Raw genomic sequence first — 20,307 nt, forward strand, 5'->3', positions numbered from 1 at the left:
TTGAGGAGAGTATGGAAGGGAATCAAAAGACGATTCAGGTTGGACTGATCGGCTATGGCTATGCCGGCAAAACATTTCACGCGCCTCTGATTCGCACTGTTTCGGGACTGGAGCTTACGGTGGTTGGCTCAAGCCGCCGCGATACGGTGCAGGCCGACCTGCCTGGAGTCGCGATCTGCCCGCCTACGGAAGTGACCTCGCACCCAGATGTCGATCTCGTCGTGGTGGCTACGCCCAATGACAGCCACGAGCCGCTGGCCACTGCTGCCATGCGAGCAGGCAAGCACGTTGTCGTGGACAAGCCGTTTACCGTTACGCTCGACGAGGCGCGGTCGCTGGTGCAGGTCGCCAAAGAAGAGAAGCGGCTGTTGTCGGTCTTTCAGAATCGTCGTTGGTATAGCGAGGTGCTGGCGACGCGCGAGATCCTTGAGTCCGGCAGGCTGGGGCATGTGTCGCACTACGAGTGCCACATGGATCGCTTTCGGCCCAACGTTCGTAAGCGCTGGCGCGAAGAGCCGGGGCCGGGCGCGGGTCTGTGGTTTGACCTGGGGCCACACTTGATAGATCAGTCGTTGCATCTGTTTGGCATGCCGGATTCCGTGCAGGCGAGCTTCGCGATTCTGCGCGAAGGTGGTCAGACCGATGACTGGGCGCACATTCAGCTCAACTACAAGGCCCTGCGTGTCATTCTGCATGCGTCGCTGCTGGTCTCAGGCGGCGGCCCGCGTTCAATTCTGCACGGTACGGTTGCCAGTTGGGCCAAATATGGTGGCGATCCGCAGGAAGCGCAGTTGATCGCAGGCATGCTGCCCACTGATCCCGGTTATGGCGTGGATAACGATCCGGGAGTGCTCTTTGATGGCGCTACGGGTGCGAAGACAGAGATCGCAGTGCCGCTCGGCGATCAGCGCCCTTACTACGCTGGCGTGCGCGACGCCATTCTCAACGGCAAGCCTGCGCCCATCTCTGGAGAACACGGTGTCGCAATCATGGCGATTCTGCTGGCGACATTTGCAGCGGGGCGCGAGGGGCGCGTGATGCCGATTCCGCTGACTGAAGAAGAGCGCAGTGCGTGGATAGCTAGTGCTTCCCCAGTCGTGAGAGGTGCGTAAAGCCAAAGCCTGCGGGATATTTCAAGCCGTATCCCAAGGAACGATCGACGCCGATGTGGTTGCACCACAGGAATGCATAAGGAAGCAGTGTGTTCTTATGCAGCAGAATTGCAACCGCTGCGAGCATGATCGGTGATAGATACGTGTGCATCGCGTTGTAGCAAAGGGCTCCGAGCCGGGGACCGGCGAGATAGCCAAGCATCGAAAGATCCGGCACAAGCCATAGCGCGGCAAAGAGCCACCAGCTTGCGCCGGCATGCGCGTATAGCGCCGCGCTGATCGCTACTGCTGCCAGACCTTCGAGGCGCAGCAAAGTAACCACTGGCCGGCGTGCGGCAGGACTTTCCAGTATCGGCTGATCAGGAGATGTCATGGCGTATTGGACAGCTCTGCTGAAGCTTTAGGGCTTCAACTCTGTTGGGGCAAAATAAAGGGCGCACCCGAAGGTGCGCCCCTCCTTGCAATGTATCGAACTACTTCTTGGTGGGCGCGATCGCGTCCTTGGCAGCCTTGGCGACGCGGAACTTCACAACGGTCTTTGCCTTGATCTTGATGGCTGCGCCGGTCTGCGGGTTGCGGCCCACGCGGGCCTTGCGCTCGGCTTTCACCAGACGGCCGATGCCGGGGATGATGAATACGCCGTTCTTCTTCGTTTCCTTCACCGCGGTCTCCGACAGGAGATCGAGGAAGGCGCCAACCTGCTTGTTGGTCAGTTCCAGCTTCTCAGCCATTTGGCGGATCAGAGCTGTCTTGGTCAATCCAGTTGCCATTGAGTGTTTCCTCCAATGTTTGCCTGTTCAGGCGTCATTCTGTTGCCAGATTCCGTTGTCGGGATTCTCGATCTGTCACCGCGGGCGCTGCGCTTTGGACCCAGTTCCTTATACGCAATTCGCCAGTGTTGACGCGGGTTTCGAAAAACCTCAAGCGAAAACCTACGATGCCTACCTTGCTTCTTTTAGACGTATAAAGTCAACGGGAAAAGCCATATTTCCACAGGTTTTTATGGGTTTTGTGCCGAAAAAGTCTGTTTTTAGCGGTTTTTTAAGGTTTTTGGACCCTGCCGCAACCCGAAAAGCACCGTTTTGCGCGGCTTCTCGCGTTCTTCAAGACTGGCCGCGATGGGCGTATTCAAGGCAGCAATGATCGGCGCGGCAAGCTTGAAATGGCGGATAATTTCGTCTGCGAACTTGGGCTCAAGCGCAGCCGTTGCGGGCAGCGTCGTGGCCAGTCCCCATTGCTTTCCACGGATCAGGTCCATCGCCGGATGATCGGCGGGAAAGCCCTTGGGAGGACGCGTGAGCGCGTTGTTTTCGAACTCGCGAAAGGCCTTGCGCACGGCAGCTTTGTTGATTAGTTTGCGAAACGCTTCATGGTTATCGAGGAACCAGTGACGGATGGCCGCGAGTTGTTCCTTCTCCGGCATGTAAGCTCCCGCGGCGATCACGACATCTTTGGGTGAGACATGGAAGTAGTAGCCTGCGCCAGAGGTTTTGTCGAGGCCGGTATGCGTCCACCACGCGCCAAGGTGGTCTTTGTAGGGGCGCTTGTCGTTGGAGAAGCGCGTATCGCGGTAGATGCGGAAGAGAGATTTTTCCGCTGGGCGAACATGCTCGGGGGCAAAATCCATCATGGCGTCCGTCACCTTGCGGATGGCGGCGAGCATTGGTTCTTTGACTTCGGCTTCATAGGCAGCTTTGTTGGCGTTGAACCACTCGCGTGCGGCGACGGGGTCGCCGTTGTTGAACTTGGCTAGGTTTTTGAGAAAGGCTATGCCTTCTTTGCGGAAGTAGGGCTGTGCGGATGGGGTTTTTGCTGCGCTACGCATACGAAACGGAGTTTAGCAGGATGGCGAGATTGCCGCTTACTTCATCGTGCTAGCAGAACGCTGGGATTCCGAGGCAATTTGTTCATCTGTCAGGCAGGCGAGACGAACAAATGTTTCGAGCTGATCATTGGCGATTGCGGGAATGTACCGCTGATACTCGTCGTTCCAGGATGGCTCATCATTCAGAACAAGGAGAAACTCGAGGTCCGATGTGGTTGGAAGCCAACGCCACAACCAAACTTTAATATCCGACGCTGCGCGCAAAAGATCACGCTGACCAGCGATGACTTCTCGTGCGATCTGACGCGTGATGATGAGTTTAGCTGTGACCTCAGAGAGAGGCCATCTCACTCCCAGTTCTTGGAAGGCTTTGCTGACCAGCGGTTCCACATCGGCAGTGGAGTTGACGTTCATCTCTCCAGCGAGCCGTATTAAGGTTGGAGTTTCGTATCCCGCTTCGAGCAAATCCGCGGCAAGAGCGGGCATCTGTTCTCCGTATAAACCATCACTGATCCAGCGCGCGGCTAACAGGAGCGGTGTCAGCGGAGGATCGGGCGGTGGAACGTTAGAGCGATCAAGCTCCTTAAATGCCTTCGTGGAAGTTCCGTCTAGAAGGTGTGTTCTTTCAGGCGAAGCTATCTCCAAATGAAGCGAGAGCGGTTCGCTTTGTGCATTGAGGAGTTTGAGGAGGCGGCGAAGCATTGTTTAGGCAGAATAGTCAGTTGAAGCGATAATCAGCGAATCACCTTCAACGCAGTCCGGAAGAGCGCATCGAAATCCGCTCCAAGCACAGGATCCTTTTCGACCGCGTGCTGCACAGCCTTTTCCGCCGCCTGGCGCTGGTACCCAAGGTTAGTGAGAGCGCTCAACACATCCTCGACGGCAACGCCCTTGGCTATGGCGGGAGCCGGAGCTGCCGCGAAATCGTCCAGCTTGTCCTTCAGTTCCAGCACCAGCCGCTCAGCGAGTTTCTTGCCGACGCCGGGAATTCGCGTAAGCGAGGTATGGTCCTGCGCACGGATGGCGGAGACAGCCCGCTCCGGCGAGAGACCGCTGAGCAGTGTAATGGCCAGCTTGGAGCCGACACCGGTGACGGTAATCAGCCGTTCAAAAAGCCGTTTTTCGTCGCGCTCCAGGAAGCCGAAAAGTGCAATCTGGTCTTCGCGTACCTGGGTATGGACATGCAGCGCCGCCTCGGCGCCGACCGAGGGAAGGGCTGTGAAAGTGGGTACGGAGATGGTTACGTCATAGCCCACGCCGCCTGCCTCGACGATGGCCTGGCCGGGCTGCTTGTGAATCAGCTTTCCGCGAAGATGAGCGATCATGCCTGTTCCTGATCCATAAGCATAAGGGAAGCATACGGGATGAACCGTATGCCGGCCCCGAAATTGCCCGATCCCGAGCTTCGGTTTCGCTTACTTTGAGACGAGTTTTCCGTCTGTCAGGTACGTCTCGCACTCGGAAAGGCTCCCATTGGTTGCAGGGCGGCCTCGGAGCGACGGGAAAGCCTGTCTGATCGCCCTTGCCGGGGCGGGCGGATACAATGAATGCAAAGGCTCAAACATAGCGCGGCGTTCTGATGAGAGTGCGGCGGAGCAAGTTCTCGGGATTGAGGTTGAGTGCGGGTGACACACAGGATCGGTTCGCGCCACTGGGCGCGCAAAGCTAGGATTGCGGCCTGGGCCGTCGTTTCTTCGGTGGCGTTGGCCGCTTTTCAGTGCGCTTCCCTTCCGGCTTTCGCGCAAGCCTCGCAGATTGCCACCCACACCACACTGACTGCGCAGGCCCACGCCAGCGGAGATCACACCCTGCTCACGTATAACGTTGCAGTTACGGCGGAGGATGGCACCCCCGCAACCGGGATTGTTCGGCTTGAAGAGCATGGCAAAGCAGTCGCCGCAACCGTGCTTGATTCTTCAGGCCATGGTGAAATCCGCGCCGACAATCTGACCGGCGACCACTCTTTGCAGGCCGCGTATGCGGGAGACACGGCACACGCGGCGTCTCAGTCTGATCTGGTCGCCGTGCATGCCGATGCGACAGCCGCGCCGACCTTCTCGCTGTCGATCAATCCCTCCACCATTACCGTTGCAACTCCCGGCGATGCCGGTTCGTTGGTTGCGACCATCACGCCTCAAAATGGATTTACCGGTTTCATCAGCTTGTCGTGTTCAGGAACCGGAGGGACGACCAGTACCTCGGGCGGTACGACGCTCCCCGTTGGCGTAGGCTGCACCTTTACCCCGGCGAATCTGGAAATTACGGCGAGTACGACTACCGCGACTGCCGACATGGTCCTGCAAACTACGACGGGTTCACAGATTGGACAAAACACCAATCCTGAGTCTGGTATGCCGCAGGCTATTTCCAATTCGCGGCCGGTCTTTCTTGCCGTCCTGATTCCAGGTGTAGGTATTGCTTTCTTCATTGGCCGCAGGCGGAAGGTCTGGATGCGCGCTGGCCTGTTTGTCGTGCTGCTTCTCATCGGGTCATTAGGAATGACCGCGTGCAATCCCCGCTACAGCTACCTGAAGCATCAGCCCACCTTTACTGGAACACAGCCGGGAACCTATCCGCTGCTGGTAACGGCACAGACCAGTAATGGCGTGACCGCGACCACGCAGTCGGTGAGCCTCACACTCACGGTTCAATAAGCGGAACAATAAACGAACAACCGGGTGCTTTTCGCGCCAGAATGGCGTGGCCTGCTTTGCGCATTTTCGACGACGGCCTGCCTGTGCGGGCCGTGTTCTTTTTGTAATGTTGATGGCAGCCTCCAACCAAGGTTCGAATAAACACTCCACGTTTCGCTTGATGCGCTTGTGCGAAAGACCTCATAAGGTTATCTCCGGGTCACAACAGCAGTTTCGATCGTGTGCGCATTACCGGTGTGCTCTTCCCTGACGCCACCGAATCAGTGCGTGTATTGCTGCGCAATCGATGATCCGAGATAGTCATTTCTTCTTTTGAGAGAGGTCATACCATGCCAATATCTTTGCCTGCACAAGGCCTTCGGGGCCGTGTGTTCCGGCGTGCTGTATCTACGCCGCGCTTGATACTTACCATTGCGCTTGTTGCCGCATGCGGCTCAATCGCAATTCAGCAGGCGGCAGCGCAAGGCTGCATTCTCGCCCGTTCGCCAGAGGTAGGCGGACTGCCCACCGGCCAGGGCGGCGTGCTTGAGCCAGGGCACTATCAACTCAGCATCGGCGAGCGTCACCAGTTCAGCTACCAGCATTACGTTGGCGATGTGTACCAGGAGTATCGCGAACAGCAGCACACTGAGGTCGAGAATCGCATCAATCTCGTGACCGCAAATCTTACCTATCAGATCACGCCGCGAGTCAGCGTCGAGATCGATGCGCCGTGGCTCTTTGCTTCGCGTAAGAGCGCTAATTCGCCAATCAAATACCAGGCGACCGGCGTGGGCGATACCATCATCGGCGTCAATTCGTGGCTGCGTAATCCGCAGCACGCTGCGCGCAACAACATCTCAGGCGGACTTGGCATTCTGATTCCGACCGGTAATGACGATGTTCAGAACAACGTCAACACCAACACGACCGGCACGGGGTCTCCTGTCGAAGTTACCGCACCAGTCGACTACTCTATTCAGCCCGGTAACGGCGGTTGGGGCCTGGTGATGCAATGGATGGGCTATCAGCGCATCAACAGCAACATGGTTTTCTATTTTGACGGCGACTACATTGCAACGCAGGGTGGCACCAACGGTGTGCAACGGGGCGCCACGCTCAGTTCGACACAGCCCCTGAACAACTACGTTGCCATCTCGGATCAGTATTTGCTTGAGGCAGGTGTTGAGTTTCCGGTGCCGCATGCCAAGGGACTTGGAGCTACGTTCGGCCCGCGTGATGAAGGCGTGCCTGCGCACAACCTGTTCCCAGTCAGCAATGATGGCTTCCGTCGCCCTGGCTATGCTGTCACACTAGGCCCCGGTGCCGAGTACACGCATGGTCACGAGATTCTCACCGCTGGCGTGTACAAGGCCGTTCGCCGTGACCGCACCGTGAGCTATCCGGACTCGGTGTATGGCGCGCATGGCGATGCAGCTTTTGCGCAGTATGTTTGGCTGGCAAGCCTGACGCACCGCTTCTAACGCCATCGTTGTATGCAACTACCCTGTCGTGCGTTACCGCACGGCAGGGCTTCTCATCATCAGGAGAAGCAGGATGAAGATTGTTTTTCGGGTTGCTGTATTACTATGCGTGGTCAGCGTGGCCTCTTATGCGTTTGCCAAAAAGGCGCCCAATCTTGAGTTCAAGAACCTCACTGGAACCGAAGTAAAGTTCGCGGATCTCCGCGGCTCTATCGTGGTCGTTAATTTCTGGGCTACCTTTTGCGGACCTTGCCGGGAAGAGATGCCTATGCTTTCAAAGCTGACGCAAGATTATGCCGGTAAGAAAGTTCGTTTCGTAGCAGTCTCCGCGGATGAAGATCCCGGCAACAAGAAAAACCGCGCAAAAATTGATCAATTCCTGGATGTTCAGAAACCAGCAATGGAAATATGGTTAGGTGCGGATCTCGGATCACTCGATCGCCTGCAGCTTGGCAATGTATTGCCCGCTACAGTCATTCTTGATGAGAACGGCGAGATCATTGCGCGAATCATGGGGCAGGCGCATGAGGAAGATGTGAAAGCTCCTATCGAGTGGCTGTTGAATGGAAAAACGGGTCCACCACCTCCCGCATCGGTGAAGCGGTACTAGCAAAGCAAAACCGCCGGAGATGTGAATCATCTCCGGCGGTTTTGTTCCTTGGCGACCCAACACGCTTTTGCAGTGTCGCTCTTATTGTTTGGGCATAACCAGTACCTCTACACCAGAAGCCGCATCTTTCTCGTGATACACCGTCTCCGTCGCCTTCACAAACTGATCGGGCTTTGCAAAAGGGATATCGGTGAAGGTCTGCGGGTTACGGTCAACGAGCGGGAACCAGCTTGATTGCACCTGCACCATGATGCGATGCCCAGCACGGAAGGTGTGGTAGAGATCGGGCATGGTGAAGTCGATCTCGGTCTTCTTGCCCGGCGTCAGTGCTTCCGGCTTCTCCATGCTGTTGCGGAACTTCGCACGGAATGGCTCGCCGCGCACCAATTCTTGATAGCCGCCCATGTGTAGCGGGGGAGTATCGAGCACTCGTTTGCCCTGCTTTTGTTCCTGCGGGTCGGGCGTGTCATTCGGATATACGTCGATGAGCTTCACATCGAAGTCTGAGTCGGTCGCAGTGGATGCAATCGTCAGCTTCGGTGAAATTGGTCCCGCGATCGTCACATCTTCCGTCAGCACATCGCTCTCGTACACCAACACGTCAGGACGATAGCTGGCGAAGCGCTGATCATCGACCATGTAACGCTGCGGCACTGTGTCTGTGGTGTAGCCGACGAAGGGCACCGGGTGCGCAGGATCGCTGAGATAACTGTCGGAACTGGAGGCTTCTGTCGGCGGATCGAAGCTCAGCTTGCCGTCTGCGTGGAAGTAGAGTGTCTTCGGCGCGGCGTCCTTCGGCGGCCAACTGTCGAGGTTGTGCCACACGTTTGTTCCGGTCTCAAACACAACAGCGCGCGGCATGGCCTCGCCTTTGCCTTTGAGATAGTGCTCAAAGAAAGGGAACTGCACATCGCGGCGAAAGTATTCAGCCGTATTGGCATTGAACTCGATATCGCCGAGGCGGTCGCCCTTGCTGCGCGCCCATCCACCGTGCACCCAAGGTCCTTCTACCAGCGTGACCGGCGTATCTGGATTGAATTTGGCGATTGCATTCGACGTCCGATATGGCCCCTCAAGATCTTCCGCGTCATACCATCCGCCAACCACCAGCACTGCGCACTTCACATTCTTCATGTGCTGCGACAGGTCGCGTATCTTCCAGTAGTTGTCATAGGTGTCATGCTTCATCTGGTCGCTGTAAAGCCAGTTGCGGCCCTTGAGATACTGCTTCTCCATATCGGAGAGGCTGCCGGCGTGCAGATAGAAGTCATACGAATCGGGTGTGCCAAAGTCGAACTCGATGTTGTGCTTCGGCTGCTGCGGTTCGGTCTGCGGATAGAAGAAAACGTAGAAGCCGAAGTTGGCCGAAAGCATGAATGCGCCGCCATGGTAGCTATCGTCTCCCTTGAAGAGATCCGTCATCGGTGCCTGCGGGCTTGCAGCAACAAGCGCGGGATGTGAGTCGATGATGCTCGACGAAGTGTAGAAGCCGGGATAGGAGATGCCCCAGATGCCAACCTTGCCGTTGTTGTTCGCTACATGCTTGAGCAGGTAGTCGATCGTGTCGTGCGTGTCCGAAGAATCATCCACATCCTGCGGCGACTTCTTTTCGTCGATGTGCGGTGTCATCTCGACGAAGCTGCCTTCGCTCATCCAGCGTCCTCGCACGTCCTGGTACACGAAGATATAGCCGCCCTTCTCGAACTCATCCGATGGTCCGAGATGCTCCTTGTACTGGTCTTCGCCATACGGACCGACGCTGTATGGGGTTCGGTCCATCAGGATCGGATACGGCCCACGATCTTCAGGAAACGCACTCGCTTTTGGCACATACACGGAGGTAAAGAGCCGCTTTCCGTCACGCATGGGGATGCGGTACTCGTACTTGGTATAGTGCGATTTGACGAAACTCTCCTGCGCGTCATCGGATGATTGCGCATGAAGACAGGGCGCCAATGCAGCGGCAAGCAGCATGGCGCAACAGGCAAACGGCAGCATTGGATTACGGGGCATCATGTTATGACGCATCTGGGGTCTCAATTCTCCTGAGACCCTAGACTAACGCACAGATGCGCAAGCGGCAGAAGTTACAGGCGCAGACGCGACAATACTTCGTGACGGCGTTCTTCCATGGCAATCTGCGCCCGCTTCAGTTCGCGCTCTTGTTCCAGGTGGGCACGATGCCGCGCCCGTGCTCCCTCGGCATAGGCCTGATTTGCAGCGGTCACATAGGCTTTCGCCTGATCGAGCAACTGCTGCGGATCGACGCCCCGCGCGACGCGCAGATGCGCCAGCCGGCCCATGAAAACGAATCGCTCGGGGCCATATCCATTCAAATGAAATGGGCGTCCTGAGCCATGAAAGGCCGCGACCCAATCCGCCGGCGGCGCCTGATTGAGCGTGAGATAGAGCGTGTCGGCGCGGAAATCTACAGACTGTAACCCAACCGGATCGCGCAACAGCGGGTCGTCTACTTCCGTTTCGAGTAGTATTTCGTTCTTCAACACATTGAGGCGCTGCAGGCACAGAAACTCATTGCCTCGTGCAATCAGCTCCCGCTTCACTTCCGTCACCGTCAGCCGCTGCTTCGGATCGGGATGCGTCATCCGTTTAACCGTCCAGTCGAGATAGGCAAACTCTGGCGCGACATCAGCAATCTCCAGATCACCTGGCCCGGTGGCTGAGGTGCGGGTGAACATCTCGTGCAGCATAATTCCGAGCGCGAACACATCGGCTTTGCCGGTGACTTCGTGTGGCTCCTCCGGTGCGACGTAGGGGAAAGGATTGGCGCCTTGTGCTTGAGGCGTGTCCGCGGGCTGGCGTTCTGTGCGCAGAAAATGCTTCATCCCGAAATCGGCAACAACGACGTCGCGAGCATCCTCGCTGAGCAGAATGTTTTCCGGCTTGAGGTCGCCATGGCAGATTTCGTAAAGATGCGCGGCTTCGACTCCGTCGAGAATCTGTCCGAACAACCGCAATACATTTTCCTGCGGAATGCCCTCGTCTATCGCCTCACGCAGAGAGCGTGCGTAAAGTGGCGCCACGTAGAAAGCGCCCTTGGTTCCATGGAGACCACGATCGAGTATCGGCAAAATATTCTTATGCGGCCTGCGCGAGCAGAAGCGTAGCTCATCGGCAGCGCGCTTTAATGCGGAGGGCCCGGTCAAAGCAGGGTTGAGCAGCTTGACGGCGCAGGGCTGGCCGCAATCATCTACTGCGTCAAAAACCGCACCACTGGGGCCTTTGCCGAGCTCGGCCTGGGCCGTATAGGTGTCAAATGCCGTCCGAAAAACGGTCTTACGCCTGGAACCCATGGTACGGGGCACCTCTAAATGCTCTCGCGCTTTCCTCTCAAAATATCAGTTAGCCGCGGCCGTGCAAACCAAGGACTTTGCATGAAATTCAGTGCATCTCGCCCGCATGACCGGCCCGCGACTGTAATTCAGCACAAAAAGAAGGGCGATTTATTCAAGAAACTGACAAAGAAATGACAATCGGGTGACAGTGTCCCTGCTGCGGAAGATTAGCATCGCACCCGGCGGATCGAAGCATCTTTCGGCAAATGTGAGTCTTTGGCCAATCGCGGGCCGATCCTAGGTTCAAAAAAGCGTGCGATCCTTCGGTCTGCCGCTGAGAAATGGGTCATGCGGTGTCTCAACTCAGCAGCCGCCCTCACCGCGAGGACTGACGTCATGCAAGTATCTGTATTTCCGAGAAATTTACCGGCGAACATGTTTCGCTGGCGCCGGACTTTTTCTTGTCTTTGCGCCGCATCCGTACTCTTTGGCGTGGCTACTGCAGCTTCAGGTCAGCGGTTCGATCCGGACGCTGCCTTTCTGCCGAGCCCTGTGCGTACCGTCTCCACTGTCCCTCCCAACGGCGACGGCAATCCATATGGCGTTGCGTTCGTGCCAAGGGATTTTTTAACCGGCTCCGGACCGCTGCATCCCGGTGATGTCCTCGTCTCAAACTTCAACAACGGCCAGGGTTTACAGGGCACAGGCACAACGATCGTCCGTGTGCCCAGGAAAGGCGCGGTTTCGGTGTTCTTTCAAGGCACCGCGCCTCTAGGCCTCACTACGGCTCTTGGAACTCTGCATGCTGGTTTTGTCGTGGTGGGCAATGGACCGACCGCTGACGGCACCTCTGGAACCGCAACCGCCGGATCGCTCCTGGTTATCAACAATCAGGGGAAGCTCATTCAATCCATCACCGATCCGACGATTCAATATCCCTGGGACATGGCGTTAATCGATCACGGTGAATCTGCCATCGCTTTTGTGACGAATGCTCTCAATGGTACGGTTACACGCCTGAAGTTTCACGTCTACTCCTGGGGACTAAAGCTCGAGAACGCAAAGGTGATTGCCTCCGGTTATGTGAACCGAGGCGACCCCGTCACGCTGTTTGTAGCTCCTACGGGCCTGGTCTATGACGAAAGGCATGATCTGCTCTACGTAGCGTCAACGGGCGACAATGCGGTCTTCGCCGTTCCTGACGCTGCATCGCGCAACTCAAACGCAGGGGTGGGCCAGGTGATTTACACCGATAACACGCACCTGCATGGCCCGCTTGGAATGATCGAAGCGCCCAACGGCCATCTCCTGGTCAGTAACAATGACGGCATCAATCCTGACCCTAACCAGCCCAGCGAAATCGTCGAATTTACCAATCAGGGCGAGTTTGTGAAAGAACTGTCGGTGGATCCGGCACCGGGGGGTGCCTTTGGCATGGCCGTACGTTCGCTCGATGACAAGGCGATCTTCGCTGCCGTAGACGATAACACCAACTCACTCATCATCTGGACTTTGAACACAGAATAAGCGCTAGTTGGTCCTGCATCTCTATCGGCAAAAACCCAACGGCTGCTTTCCGGTTGGAAGCCCGGAAAGCAGCCGTTTCTTTGCTCTCTTATTCTTCGTGCTCTCTAGTTGTCGTCTTCGCTGGTTTTATTGTCCGCGACCTTCTCTGGAGTGGTGCGCGGCTTAGTTATATCGTCCAGAAAATCAGTCGTACCGTTTGCCCGCTCAAGCGCAGGGTAGCGCAGCCCATCGTGATAGCCGATTTCGTAGTTGGAAACAAAAGTGTCGGCCTGCACGATCAGGTGAATCGGGTCTTGCGTGCCCTTGGCTGCCTTGATCGCGTCCTTCAGCGCATCCGCCGAGTAGATATGCCCATCCACTGCGATGATCTTGTATCCGGGAGCCAGCCGCGCCTTGTCCGCCGGTCCGTTCCAGCGCACATCACGCAGCACGCCGCTATCGCTGATCGTTACACCCACCGAGTACCAGAAATCCGGTCCATCGTGAAAATCAGCCCGGACGGCGTTTTCTGATTCAGTCGGCTTGTCGCGATAGACCAGCCGGAAACCGCCACGCTCGATTCCAGCTACATCCGCATGCGGATTAATTAGGTCTACCCGCTCATGCAGGAACTTCGCCCAGTCATAAGGCACAACCCCGTTCAGGTCCTTGATCAACTCTTCGCGGTTGTAGGTCACGATCTCTGGGCCGGTATTGCCTCCAAGCCCGAGAAATATCTTGAGAAAGTCATCAATCGACTTTTGATTATTTGTCTGTTGGCGGATCAGTGTGTCGACGTCGAGCCACAGCAGTTCGCCTTCATCGTAGTAGTCCTGGCTGCGCCGCCAGTTGACCCATGCCGGGTTGCCGCCACGCAGAATGCTTGCGGAGACGGCGGTATCTTCTGTCGGACGCCACAAGCGGCCAGTCTTGTAGTCGAGATCGGCCGCCGTCATCGCCAGCATGTCGCGGTATTGATCCTGATTGCGTAGTCCGGCACGGGCCGCCATTACGTTGCCCAGGTACTGCGTAAGCCCCTCATATACCCACAGCAGCGAGCCCTGCTGCATGGTGGCAAAGTCCTTCTGATACAGGTTGAACGGCCTGCGGTACTTGCCATTCCAGCTATGCGTGAACTCGTGCGCCAGCAGATCCGCATCGGCCAGCATGCGCTTGTCATCGGAAAATGCTTTTTCAGCCACGCCGTTGTCGGACGATTGCCCATGCTCCAACCCTTCGCCGCCCGCAACATCGGAGAGCGTCAACAGAAAGTGATAGACGTGATAGTGGTGCGAGGCGTATTCGACGCTCGCTTCGCGCACCAGATTGCTGATCTCGGCCAGTGCTGCCGGGCGCAGATTCGAGTCTTCCGGCGCATCTGAAGCAACGTCAATGTAGTGCTTCGGCGTAATCTCCGGAGCCAGCGGAAACTCGTGAAAATACTGGCCCGTGATGATGGGAGAATCCTCAAGCTGCTCCACGTTGGTTGCCGCAAACTTTGTCGTTACCGACTGCCGGTCGTTCGCGGTCGCAGGCACTGGCCATGCACCCGATCCCTCCGGGGTAAGCGCCGTGCCCACACCCCAGCCTGCCGGAACAATCAGCGATGCCTGAATCGGAATATCCCGCACCGGCACGCCTGCCGGATACATCAGCAGCCTCTCCCACTCCAGCACAGCCAGTTTCTGCGAGACGCGCGTGGTCGCAATGCAGTCCAGATGCGCATGCAATGTCGTAACACCCTTGGGAATCTCCACATGGAACTGGTAAAGGTCCGTGTCATCGCGCCGCCATTGCAGCTTTTGGCCATTTGCAGTGAAAACCACGCCAACGATTTCAGATACGGGTCCGGTCGGCATGTGATTGCCGGGAATCCACTCGGGAGTCGTAAGAGATAGCGGGCCTGCCGTTACCGGGAAGTCAATCTCTGCGTGGTAGATCTTGCGGGGCGCGTCGCTCAGATCGGCTGTGATCTGTATCGGGGTTTTGGCGGGGGCGGCTAGACCAAGACTTGCACTGGAAACGAAACCCGCAGCGGCCAGCAACCAGGCCACCTGGGTGGGGAAGGGAAACAGCTTCGGCATTTTGAGGGCAATTCTCCTGAAAACATAAGGGTACAGCAGCCATCCGGCCCGCTCCGCGCCTCCGGCTTACGTTTTCCTTATGCGAGGCCGGGTGTGGCGCGTTACCCTATGTTCACAATCATTCGCAGCCCCCCGCCGTGCTGTGCCACTGACTACATTTCAGAATTTGCCAAAAAGGGAGAGATACGTGTCTGACAATTACCGGAATTTTCTAGCCCTGAGCTACGAGGAGCTGGAAGAGAAGAACCTGGCTATCAAGGCCGACCGCCTGAATCGTGTTTCCGCGGACGAAATTCGCGAAAAGCGGCTCAAGGATCTGAAGGACCAGACGCATATCAAAGCCGTCACCGTGCTCTTCAGCGACCTCGAAGGCCGTCTGCACCTGCTCGACTACGACAAAAAGTTCCTTCTCTCCAGCTACGACAATCTGACCTTCGACGGTTCTTCGATTCGCGGCTTTACCGCGCAGAAGGAAAGCGATCTGCGTCTCGGTATCGACTGGAGCGCCTTTTACTGGGTGCCGGCGGATATTTTCGGCACCGGCAAAGTGCTGGTTTTCGGTATCGTTATCGACAAGAACGGCGAGCCTTACTCCGGCGATCTGCGCGGTGTACTCAAGAATTACTCTGACTCGCTCTACGCCGAAAAAGGTTACACGCTTAACGCCGCCAATGAAATCGAGGGCTTCCTTTTTGCCGGCGTCGACGCTGAGAAGAAGTTCGCCCAGACCGGCCGTTTCGATTACGTAAACACCGGTGGTTACTACCATTCGCTGCCGCTCGATCCGCTGCGCCGCTTTATCGACACAGCAGCTGAAGTGCAGCGCGCCATGGGCTTCCAGAACGAAAAGGATCACCCGGAAGTCGCGCCCAGCCAGTTCGAGATCAACTACAGCTACGGCGAAGTCGTAGCTGCAGCCGACCAGATTCAGCTCTACAAGCTGCTCACCCGCCAGATCGCCAATAACCTGGGCTACACGGCATCGTTCCTTCCTAAGCCAGTGGTCGGCGTCAACGGCAGCGGCATGCACACCAACATGTCCATCACTAAGGACAAGACGAATCTCTTCTGGGATCCCAAAGGACAGGAGCAGCTATCGTCTTTCGGTTGGGAGTACATCGACCGCATTCTCTCGCACGCGCTCGATATCTGCCTGATCCTGAACCCCAGCGTGAACAGCTATCGCCGCCTTGATCCCCACTTCGAAGCGCCGAACCAGATCAAGGCTTCGGCAACCGATCGCGGCTCGATGATCCGCGTGCCCATCGGCAACTCGCGCTCCATGCGCGTTGAGTGCCGCTCGGTAGCTCCGGATGCGAATCCGTATCTGGTGCTCTACTCGCTCTTCAAGACCGGCATCGACGGCGAGATCGCTTCCATCGACAACCTGCGTCAGGCGCAGCGCTACCTGCCCGACAATATCTACAGCGCCATCGGCGACTTCGAAAAGTCAGAGTGGATCGCGAAGATTCTCGGTGCCGATGTGCAGGGCCGTTTCGTTGATCTGAAGAAGGGTTCAGCAGACCGCTCACCGCGCCTGCTCGGCACCTTCGTCAAGCCCTCGGAAGTGCAGTATCATCACGAGGTCTACAACCAGGCCCTTTGGAACGAGTTCTAGACTGCGTTCTGGTCATGACGTGTAAGAAGGCCCGGCTTCGCGCCGGGCCTTCTTGTTTTGGTGCCGATATTGCGTGGCATAGCTGAAGACGCACACGGTATACAGGCTGCCATGTATAAATTGGGAATCGTGTTGCGAGTCTCTAACCACTCATCCATATTTCGCGCCTTATTGATTGCAACCCTGCTCCTTTCGTTTAAGGCATCTGCCGTTCATGCGCAGGCCACGCGCTTTGTCGATCCACGCATAGCTGCCGGCGGCGATGGAGCTACAATCCCCGGACCGGCCATGCCCTTCGGCATGGTCAAGCCCGGCCCCGATGTAGGCCGTAACAATGAGAATTCGGGCTGGTCCGCGAAAGGCGACATCAACGGATTCAGCCAGACCCACGTCAGCGGCACTGGCGGCGGCCCGAAGTACGGCAACATTCTCATCCAGCCAACCGTGGGAGAAGTGCAATCAACGGCCTACAGCTCTCCGCGTCAGGATGAACAGATCGAGCTTGGCTCTTACGCTGTCACACTTGCGCGCTACAACGTTCGCGCTGAGATCGCTTCTTCCACTCGCGCGGCCATCTACCGCTTCACCTATCCCGAAACCGGCAAAGCCAACATCCTCTTCGATACCAGCCACTGCCTCACGCGCCAGCGTCATCCCGGCGACGCATGCGATACAGCTCCGCAATCAGGCGAGAAGCCAATCGAAGAGTCGCAGCACGTAACGGCCTCCGAGGCTCATATTGTCTCGCCCACAGAGGTTGCAGGCTCAACCACGATTACTGGAGGCTGGAATCGCCAGACCAACACATACACCGTCTATTTCGACGCCGTTACCGATACACCCGCCGCAACCTTCGGAACATGGCAGGGAAATGAACTGAGCAGCGGCTCAAAGCAGACCAAAGGCGGCGAATTCGAAAAGACCGGCGCATGGCTGCAGTTTGCAACCCATGCCAATCAACAGGTCACGCTGAAGATCGGCATCTCGTTCATAAGCGAGGAACAGGCCCGCAAAAATCTACTCACAGAAATTCCAGCTTTCGACTTCGCCCAGGTACGCGAGCGGAACATCGCCACGTGGAGCAGGGAACTGAGCGCCATCGATCTGCACAGTGCGACTGACGCGCAGGCCACCATGTTCTATACCGCGCTCTATCACGCGATGCTGATGCCCGTAGACCGTACTGGTGAAAACCCACTGTGGCAATCGCAGGAGCCGTACTATGACGACTTCTATACCCTCTGGGACACCTTCCGCACCACCAATCCTCTACTCACGCTCATCGCTCCCGGTCGCGAACGCGACATTGTCCGTTCGCTAATTGACACATGGCGCCACGAAGGCTGGCTGCCCGATGGGCGCAGCGGCAACTTCACCGGCAACACGCAGGGTGGCAGCAACGCCGAAATGGTGCTCGGCGACGCTTACGCTAAACACCTGCCCGGCATCGACTGGAACGCCGCATACGAAGCCATGCAGAAGGACGCCGAAGCCACCCCACCTGAGCCTATGCGCGAAGGCCGCGGCGGCATCGATGACTGGAAGAGCATCGGGTACGTCAGCATCCAGGGCTCTGATCGCCCGGCTTCCAAAACCATGGAGTACGCCGCCAACGACTATGAACTTGCGTTAATGGCTAAAGGGTTAGGCCGCGAAGCCGACTATGGCAAATATCTCCAACGCTCTGGCAACTGGCAAAACCTCTGGGACGCAAGCTATTCCGAAGCTGGTATTCACGGCTTCATCCGTCCGCGCAATCACGACGGCTCATGGAAACCCAACTTTAACGCAGATCAGCAGGGCACGTGGGGAGGCGACGACTTCTACGAAGACAACTCGCGCACCTACTCGCTCGATGTTCCGCAGGACGTACATGGCCTAATTGAGAAGTGCGGCGGCAAAGACGCCTTCATCCATCGCCTCGACGAGTTCTTCAGTTCCCCACATGGCTTCGATGCTGGCAATGAACCCGGCTTCCTGACGCCGTATCTCTATATCTGGGCAGGCCGTCAGGACAAAACCGCCGCCGAAGTCCGCCATATCCTTGCCTCGCGCTATCGCCCGCAGCCGGACGGCATCCCCGGCAACGATGACGCTGGCGCCATCTCCGCCTGGTACATCTTCGGCCTCATCGGCATCTACCCCAACGCCGGGCAGGATGTATATCTCATCGGCAGTCCGGCAGTTCCCGAGGTCACGTTGCACGTCGGGGACGGCAAGACCTTCACCATCGAAGCGAAAGACACTTCCGCAGCGAACCAATACATTCAGAGCGCGATGCTCAACGGCAAACCCTTCACACGCGCATGGCTGACGCAGGAAGAAATCACCTCCGGCGGCCGTATTGTCTTTCAGATGGGTCCAAAGCCCGCAAACTGGGCCACCGGTCAACCTCCGCCGTCGAGTTCTGATACTGACTCCCATTAGAAGTTTGCTGAATCATTCCATGAAGTAAAAAGATCAAGCCTCGGAAACACTGGTGATTCCGCTAAGTCGGTGTACTCTATTGTGAACCGCAGCGGAAACCCGCTGCTTCTGCCGCCATTTACGACAACTCACCAAAGGATTCGCCATCGACCGGATGAGTGCACAGGAGCCCGTATCTCTCGACAACCTTCCATCCCGCAATCAGGCGGATAGCACCTCTGCGCGGATGGAACGTGACCTGAGCAGCCTCTTCGGCGACTATCTGCTCGACGACGCATACGACGAGATGCGCACTCAAGATGGAGCCATCCGCCCTCACTATCGCGCGCTGATGGAAACCATCGCCAACCTGCCACCGGATGAGCTCCTACGCCGCAAGCAGTCTGCCGATCTCTCGTTTCTCACCCAAGGCATAACCTTCACCGTCTATGGCCGCGAAGAAGGCACCGAGCGCATCTTTCCCTACGATCTGCTGCCCCGGCTCATCTCCGCCGACGAGTGGGACCGCATCGAGCACGGCCTTACCCAACGCATCACCGCGCTCAATCATTTCCTGCGCGACATCTACAGCGAAGAGAAAATCCTCCGCGACCGCATCATTCCCCGCGACCTCGTGTACAGCTGCAAGCACTACCGCCGCCAGATGCGCGGCCTCGATGTCCCGCGCGGCGTCTACATCGCCGTTGTCGGCAGCGATCTGCTGCGCCTGCGCACCGGCGAATACGTCGTGCTAGAAGACAATCTGCGCGTGCCCTCGGGCGTGAGCTACATGCTCACCAACCGCCGCGTCATGAAACGCACCTTTCCCAAGCTCTTTCATAGTTATGGAGTCAAACCCATCGAGCACTACCCGCAGCTCCTGCTCAACACGCTGCGCTCGCTTGCTCCCGAAGGGCGCCCCGAGCCCAACATCGTCCTCCTCACCCCCGGCGTCTATAACTCCGCTTATTTCGAACACACATATCTTGCCCGCCAGATGGGAATCGATCTTGTCGAAGGCCGCGACCTCGTCACCCACGACAATATCGTCTACATGCGCACCACCGATGGGCTCAAGCGCGTCGACGTCATTTACCGCCGGGTTGACGATGATTTCAGTGACCCTCTCATCTTTCGCGCCGATTCGACGCTCGGCTGCGCGGGCCTCTTCAACGCCTATCGCGCCGGCAACGTCACAGTGACCAACGCCTTCGGCACCGGTCTTGCGGATGACAAAGCCATGTACGCATACGTGCCGCGCATCATCAAGTACTACCTAGACGAAGATCCGATTCTGAACAATGTCGAAACCTATCTGCTCACCGAAGATGCATCGCGCCAGCATGTGCTCGACAACCTCGACAAGCTCGTCGTCAAAGCCGTAGGCGAAAGCGGCGGATACGGCATGCTTATCGGTCCGCAATCGACTGCAAAGCAGCGCGAAGAGTTTCGCGCAGCTATAGAAGCCAATCCGCGCAACTACATCGCACAGCCAACGCTCGATTTCTCGCGTGCCCCCTGCCTCTTCGGCAACCACATCGAGCCGCGCCACGTCGATCTGCGTCCGTACATCCTTTTTGGAGACAAAGTAAACATCGTGCCCGGCGGCCTGACACGCGTAGCACTTGAAAAGGGTTCTCTGGTCGTCAATTCATCGCAGGGCGGCGGCAGCAAAGATACCTGGGTACTTGAATCGCAAGGCGAAGCAGTGCAGTTCAGCGAATAAAGAGCAG

Annotated in this window: 16 protein-coding genes; 8 read left to right on the plus strand and 8 right to left on the minus strand. The window is 57.2% G+C overall.

The features are described 5' to 3' along the window. Positions 1 to 11: 11 nt before the first annotated feature. A complete protein-coding gene (locus OHL22_RS17425) occupies positions 12 to 1,112 on the plus strand; it encodes an oxidoreductase (protein WP_263340113.1) in 1,101 nt (366 codons plus the stop codon). On the opposite strand, the gene OHL22_RS17430 is transcribed toward OHL22_RS17425, so the two are convergent. The 5 genes from OHL22_RS17430 to ruvA form a co-directional block, all read right to left on the minus strand. Continuing rightward, positions 1,081 to 1,485 carry a DUF4260 domain-containing protein gene (locus tag OHL22_RS17430; RefSeq protein ID WP_263340114.1) on the minus strand — a complete coding sequence of 135 codons (405 nt, stop codon included), beginning with the start codon at positions 1,483 to 1,485 and terminating at the stop codon, positions 1,081 to 1,083. The genes OHL22_RS17425 and OHL22_RS17430 overlap by 32 nt on opposite strands. 100 nt (positions 1,486 to 1,585) lie before the next feature. Next, entirely contained in the window at positions 1,586 to 1,882 is a 297-nt protein-coding gene (locus tag OHL22_RS17435) for an HU family DNA-binding protein (protein ID WP_263340116.1), read from the minus strand. 260 nt (positions 1,883 to 2,142) lie between these two features. Continuing rightward, positions 2,143 to 2,937 carry a DUF2461 domain-containing protein gene (locus OHL22_RS17440; protein WP_263340119.1) on the minus strand — a complete coding sequence of 265 codons (795 nt, stop codon included), beginning with the start codon at positions 2,935 to 2,937 and terminating at the stop codon, positions 2,143 to 2,145. Positions 2,938 to 2,973: 36 nt separating this feature from the next. Beyond that, the gene (locus OHL22_RS17445) at positions 2,974 to 3,351 is read right to left on the minus strand and encodes a hypothetical protein (protein ID WP_263340122.1); all 378 of its coding nucleotides are present in this window, start codon (positions 3,349 to 3,351) and stop codon (positions 2,974 to 2,976) included. Positions 3,352 to 3,671: 320 nt separating this feature from the next. Next, positions 3,672 to 4,262, minus strand: coding sequence for a Holliday junction branch migration protein RuvA (gene ruvA, locus OHL22_RS17450; protein ID WP_263340124.1), 591 nt, complete (start codon positions 4,260 to 4,262; stop codon positions 3,672 to 3,674). A gap of 300 nt (positions 4,263 to 4,562) precedes the next feature. Here ruvA and OHL22_RS17455 point away from each other — a divergent pair, with 300 nt between their 5' ends. From OHL22_RS17455 to OHL22_RS17465, 3 genes are all read left to right on the plus strand, one after another. Continuing rightward, positions 4,563 to 5,591, plus strand: coding sequence for an Ig-like domain-containing protein (locus OHL22_RS17455; protein ID WP_263340127.1), 1,029 nt, complete (start codon positions 4,563 to 4,565; stop codon positions 5,589 to 5,591). 329 nt (positions 5,592 to 5,920) lie between these two features. Beyond that, positions 5,921 to 7,054 (plus strand): hypothetical protein, encoded by a 1,134-nt coding sequence (locus OHL22_RS17460; protein ID WP_263340129.1) that lies wholly within the window; start codon positions 5,921 to 5,923, stop codon positions 7,052 to 7,054. A gap of 73 nt (positions 7,055 to 7,127) precedes the next feature. Continuing rightward, positions 7,128 to 7,664 (plus strand): TlpA family protein disulfide reductase, encoded by a 537-nt coding sequence (locus OHL22_RS17465; protein ID WP_263340131.1) that lies wholly within the window; start codon positions 7,128 to 7,130, stop codon positions 7,662 to 7,664. An 81-nt stretch (positions 7,665 to 7,745) separates the two neighbouring features. On the opposite strand, the gene OHL22_RS17470 is transcribed toward OHL22_RS17465, so the two are convergent. Both OHL22_RS17470 and OHL22_RS17475 read right to left on the minus strand, forming a co-directional pair. Next, a complete protein-coding gene (locus tag OHL22_RS17470) occupies positions 7,746 to 9,692 on the minus strand; it encodes a CocE/NonD family hydrolase (protein WP_263340134.1) in 1,947 nt (648 codons plus the stop codon). A 59-nt stretch (positions 9,693 to 9,751) separates the two neighbouring features. Continuing rightward, positions 9,752 to 10,978, minus strand: a complete 1,227-nt coding sequence (locus OHL22_RS17475) for a protein kinase domain-containing protein (protein ID WP_263340136.1) — start codon at positions 10,976 to 10,978, stop codon at positions 9,752 to 9,754. Between the two features lie 474 nt (positions 10,979 to 11,452). On the opposite strand from OHL22_RS17475, the gene OHL22_RS17480 reads away from it, so the two are divergent. Then, positions 11,453 to 12,487, plus strand: a complete 1,035-nt coding sequence (locus OHL22_RS17480) for a YncE family protein (RefSeq protein WP_263340138.1) — start codon at positions 11,453 to 11,455, stop codon at positions 12,485 to 12,487. Between the two features lie 104 nt (positions 12,488 to 12,591). On the opposite strand, the gene OHL22_RS17485 is transcribed toward OHL22_RS17480, so the two are convergent. Beyond that, positions 12,592 to 14,550: a M61 family metallopeptidase gene (locus OHL22_RS17485; protein ID WP_263340141.1), complete on the minus strand. Its 1,959-nt coding sequence runs from the start codon at positions 14,548 to 14,550 to the stop codon at positions 12,592 to 12,594. A 187-nt stretch (positions 14,551 to 14,737) separates the two neighbouring features. On the opposite strand from OHL22_RS17485, the gene OHL22_RS17490 reads away from it, so the two are divergent. The 3 genes from OHL22_RS17490 (at position 14,738) to OHL22_RS17500 (ending at position 20,300) form a co-directional block, all read left to right on the plus strand. Continuing rightward, positions 14,738 to 16,168 (plus strand): glutamine synthetase family protein, encoded by a 1,431-nt coding sequence (locus OHL22_RS17490; protein WP_263340143.1) that lies wholly within the window; start codon positions 14,738 to 14,740, stop codon positions 16,166 to 16,168. A gap of 111 nt (positions 16,169 to 16,279) precedes the next feature. Beyond that, positions 16,280 to 18,595, plus strand: coding sequence for a GH92 family glycosyl hydrolase (locus tag OHL22_RS17495; RefSeq protein ID WP_263340145.1), 2,316 nt, complete (start codon positions 16,280 to 16,282; stop codon positions 18,593 to 18,595). A gap of 226 nt (positions 18,596 to 18,821) precedes the next feature. Then, complete coding sequence (locus tag OHL22_RS17500) at positions 18,822 to 20,300, plus strand: circularly permuted type 2 ATP-grasp protein (RefSeq protein ID WP_263340536.1); 1,479 nt, start codon at positions 18,822 to 18,824, stop codon at positions 20,298 to 20,300. Positions 20,301 to 20,307: the final 7 nt, after the last annotated feature.

It is taken from the genome of Acidicapsa dinghuensis, from assembly GCF_025685685.1.
Classification (GTDB): domain Bacteria; phylum Acidobacteriota; class Terriglobia; order Terriglobales; family Acidobacteriaceae; genus Acidicapsa; species Acidicapsa dinghuensis.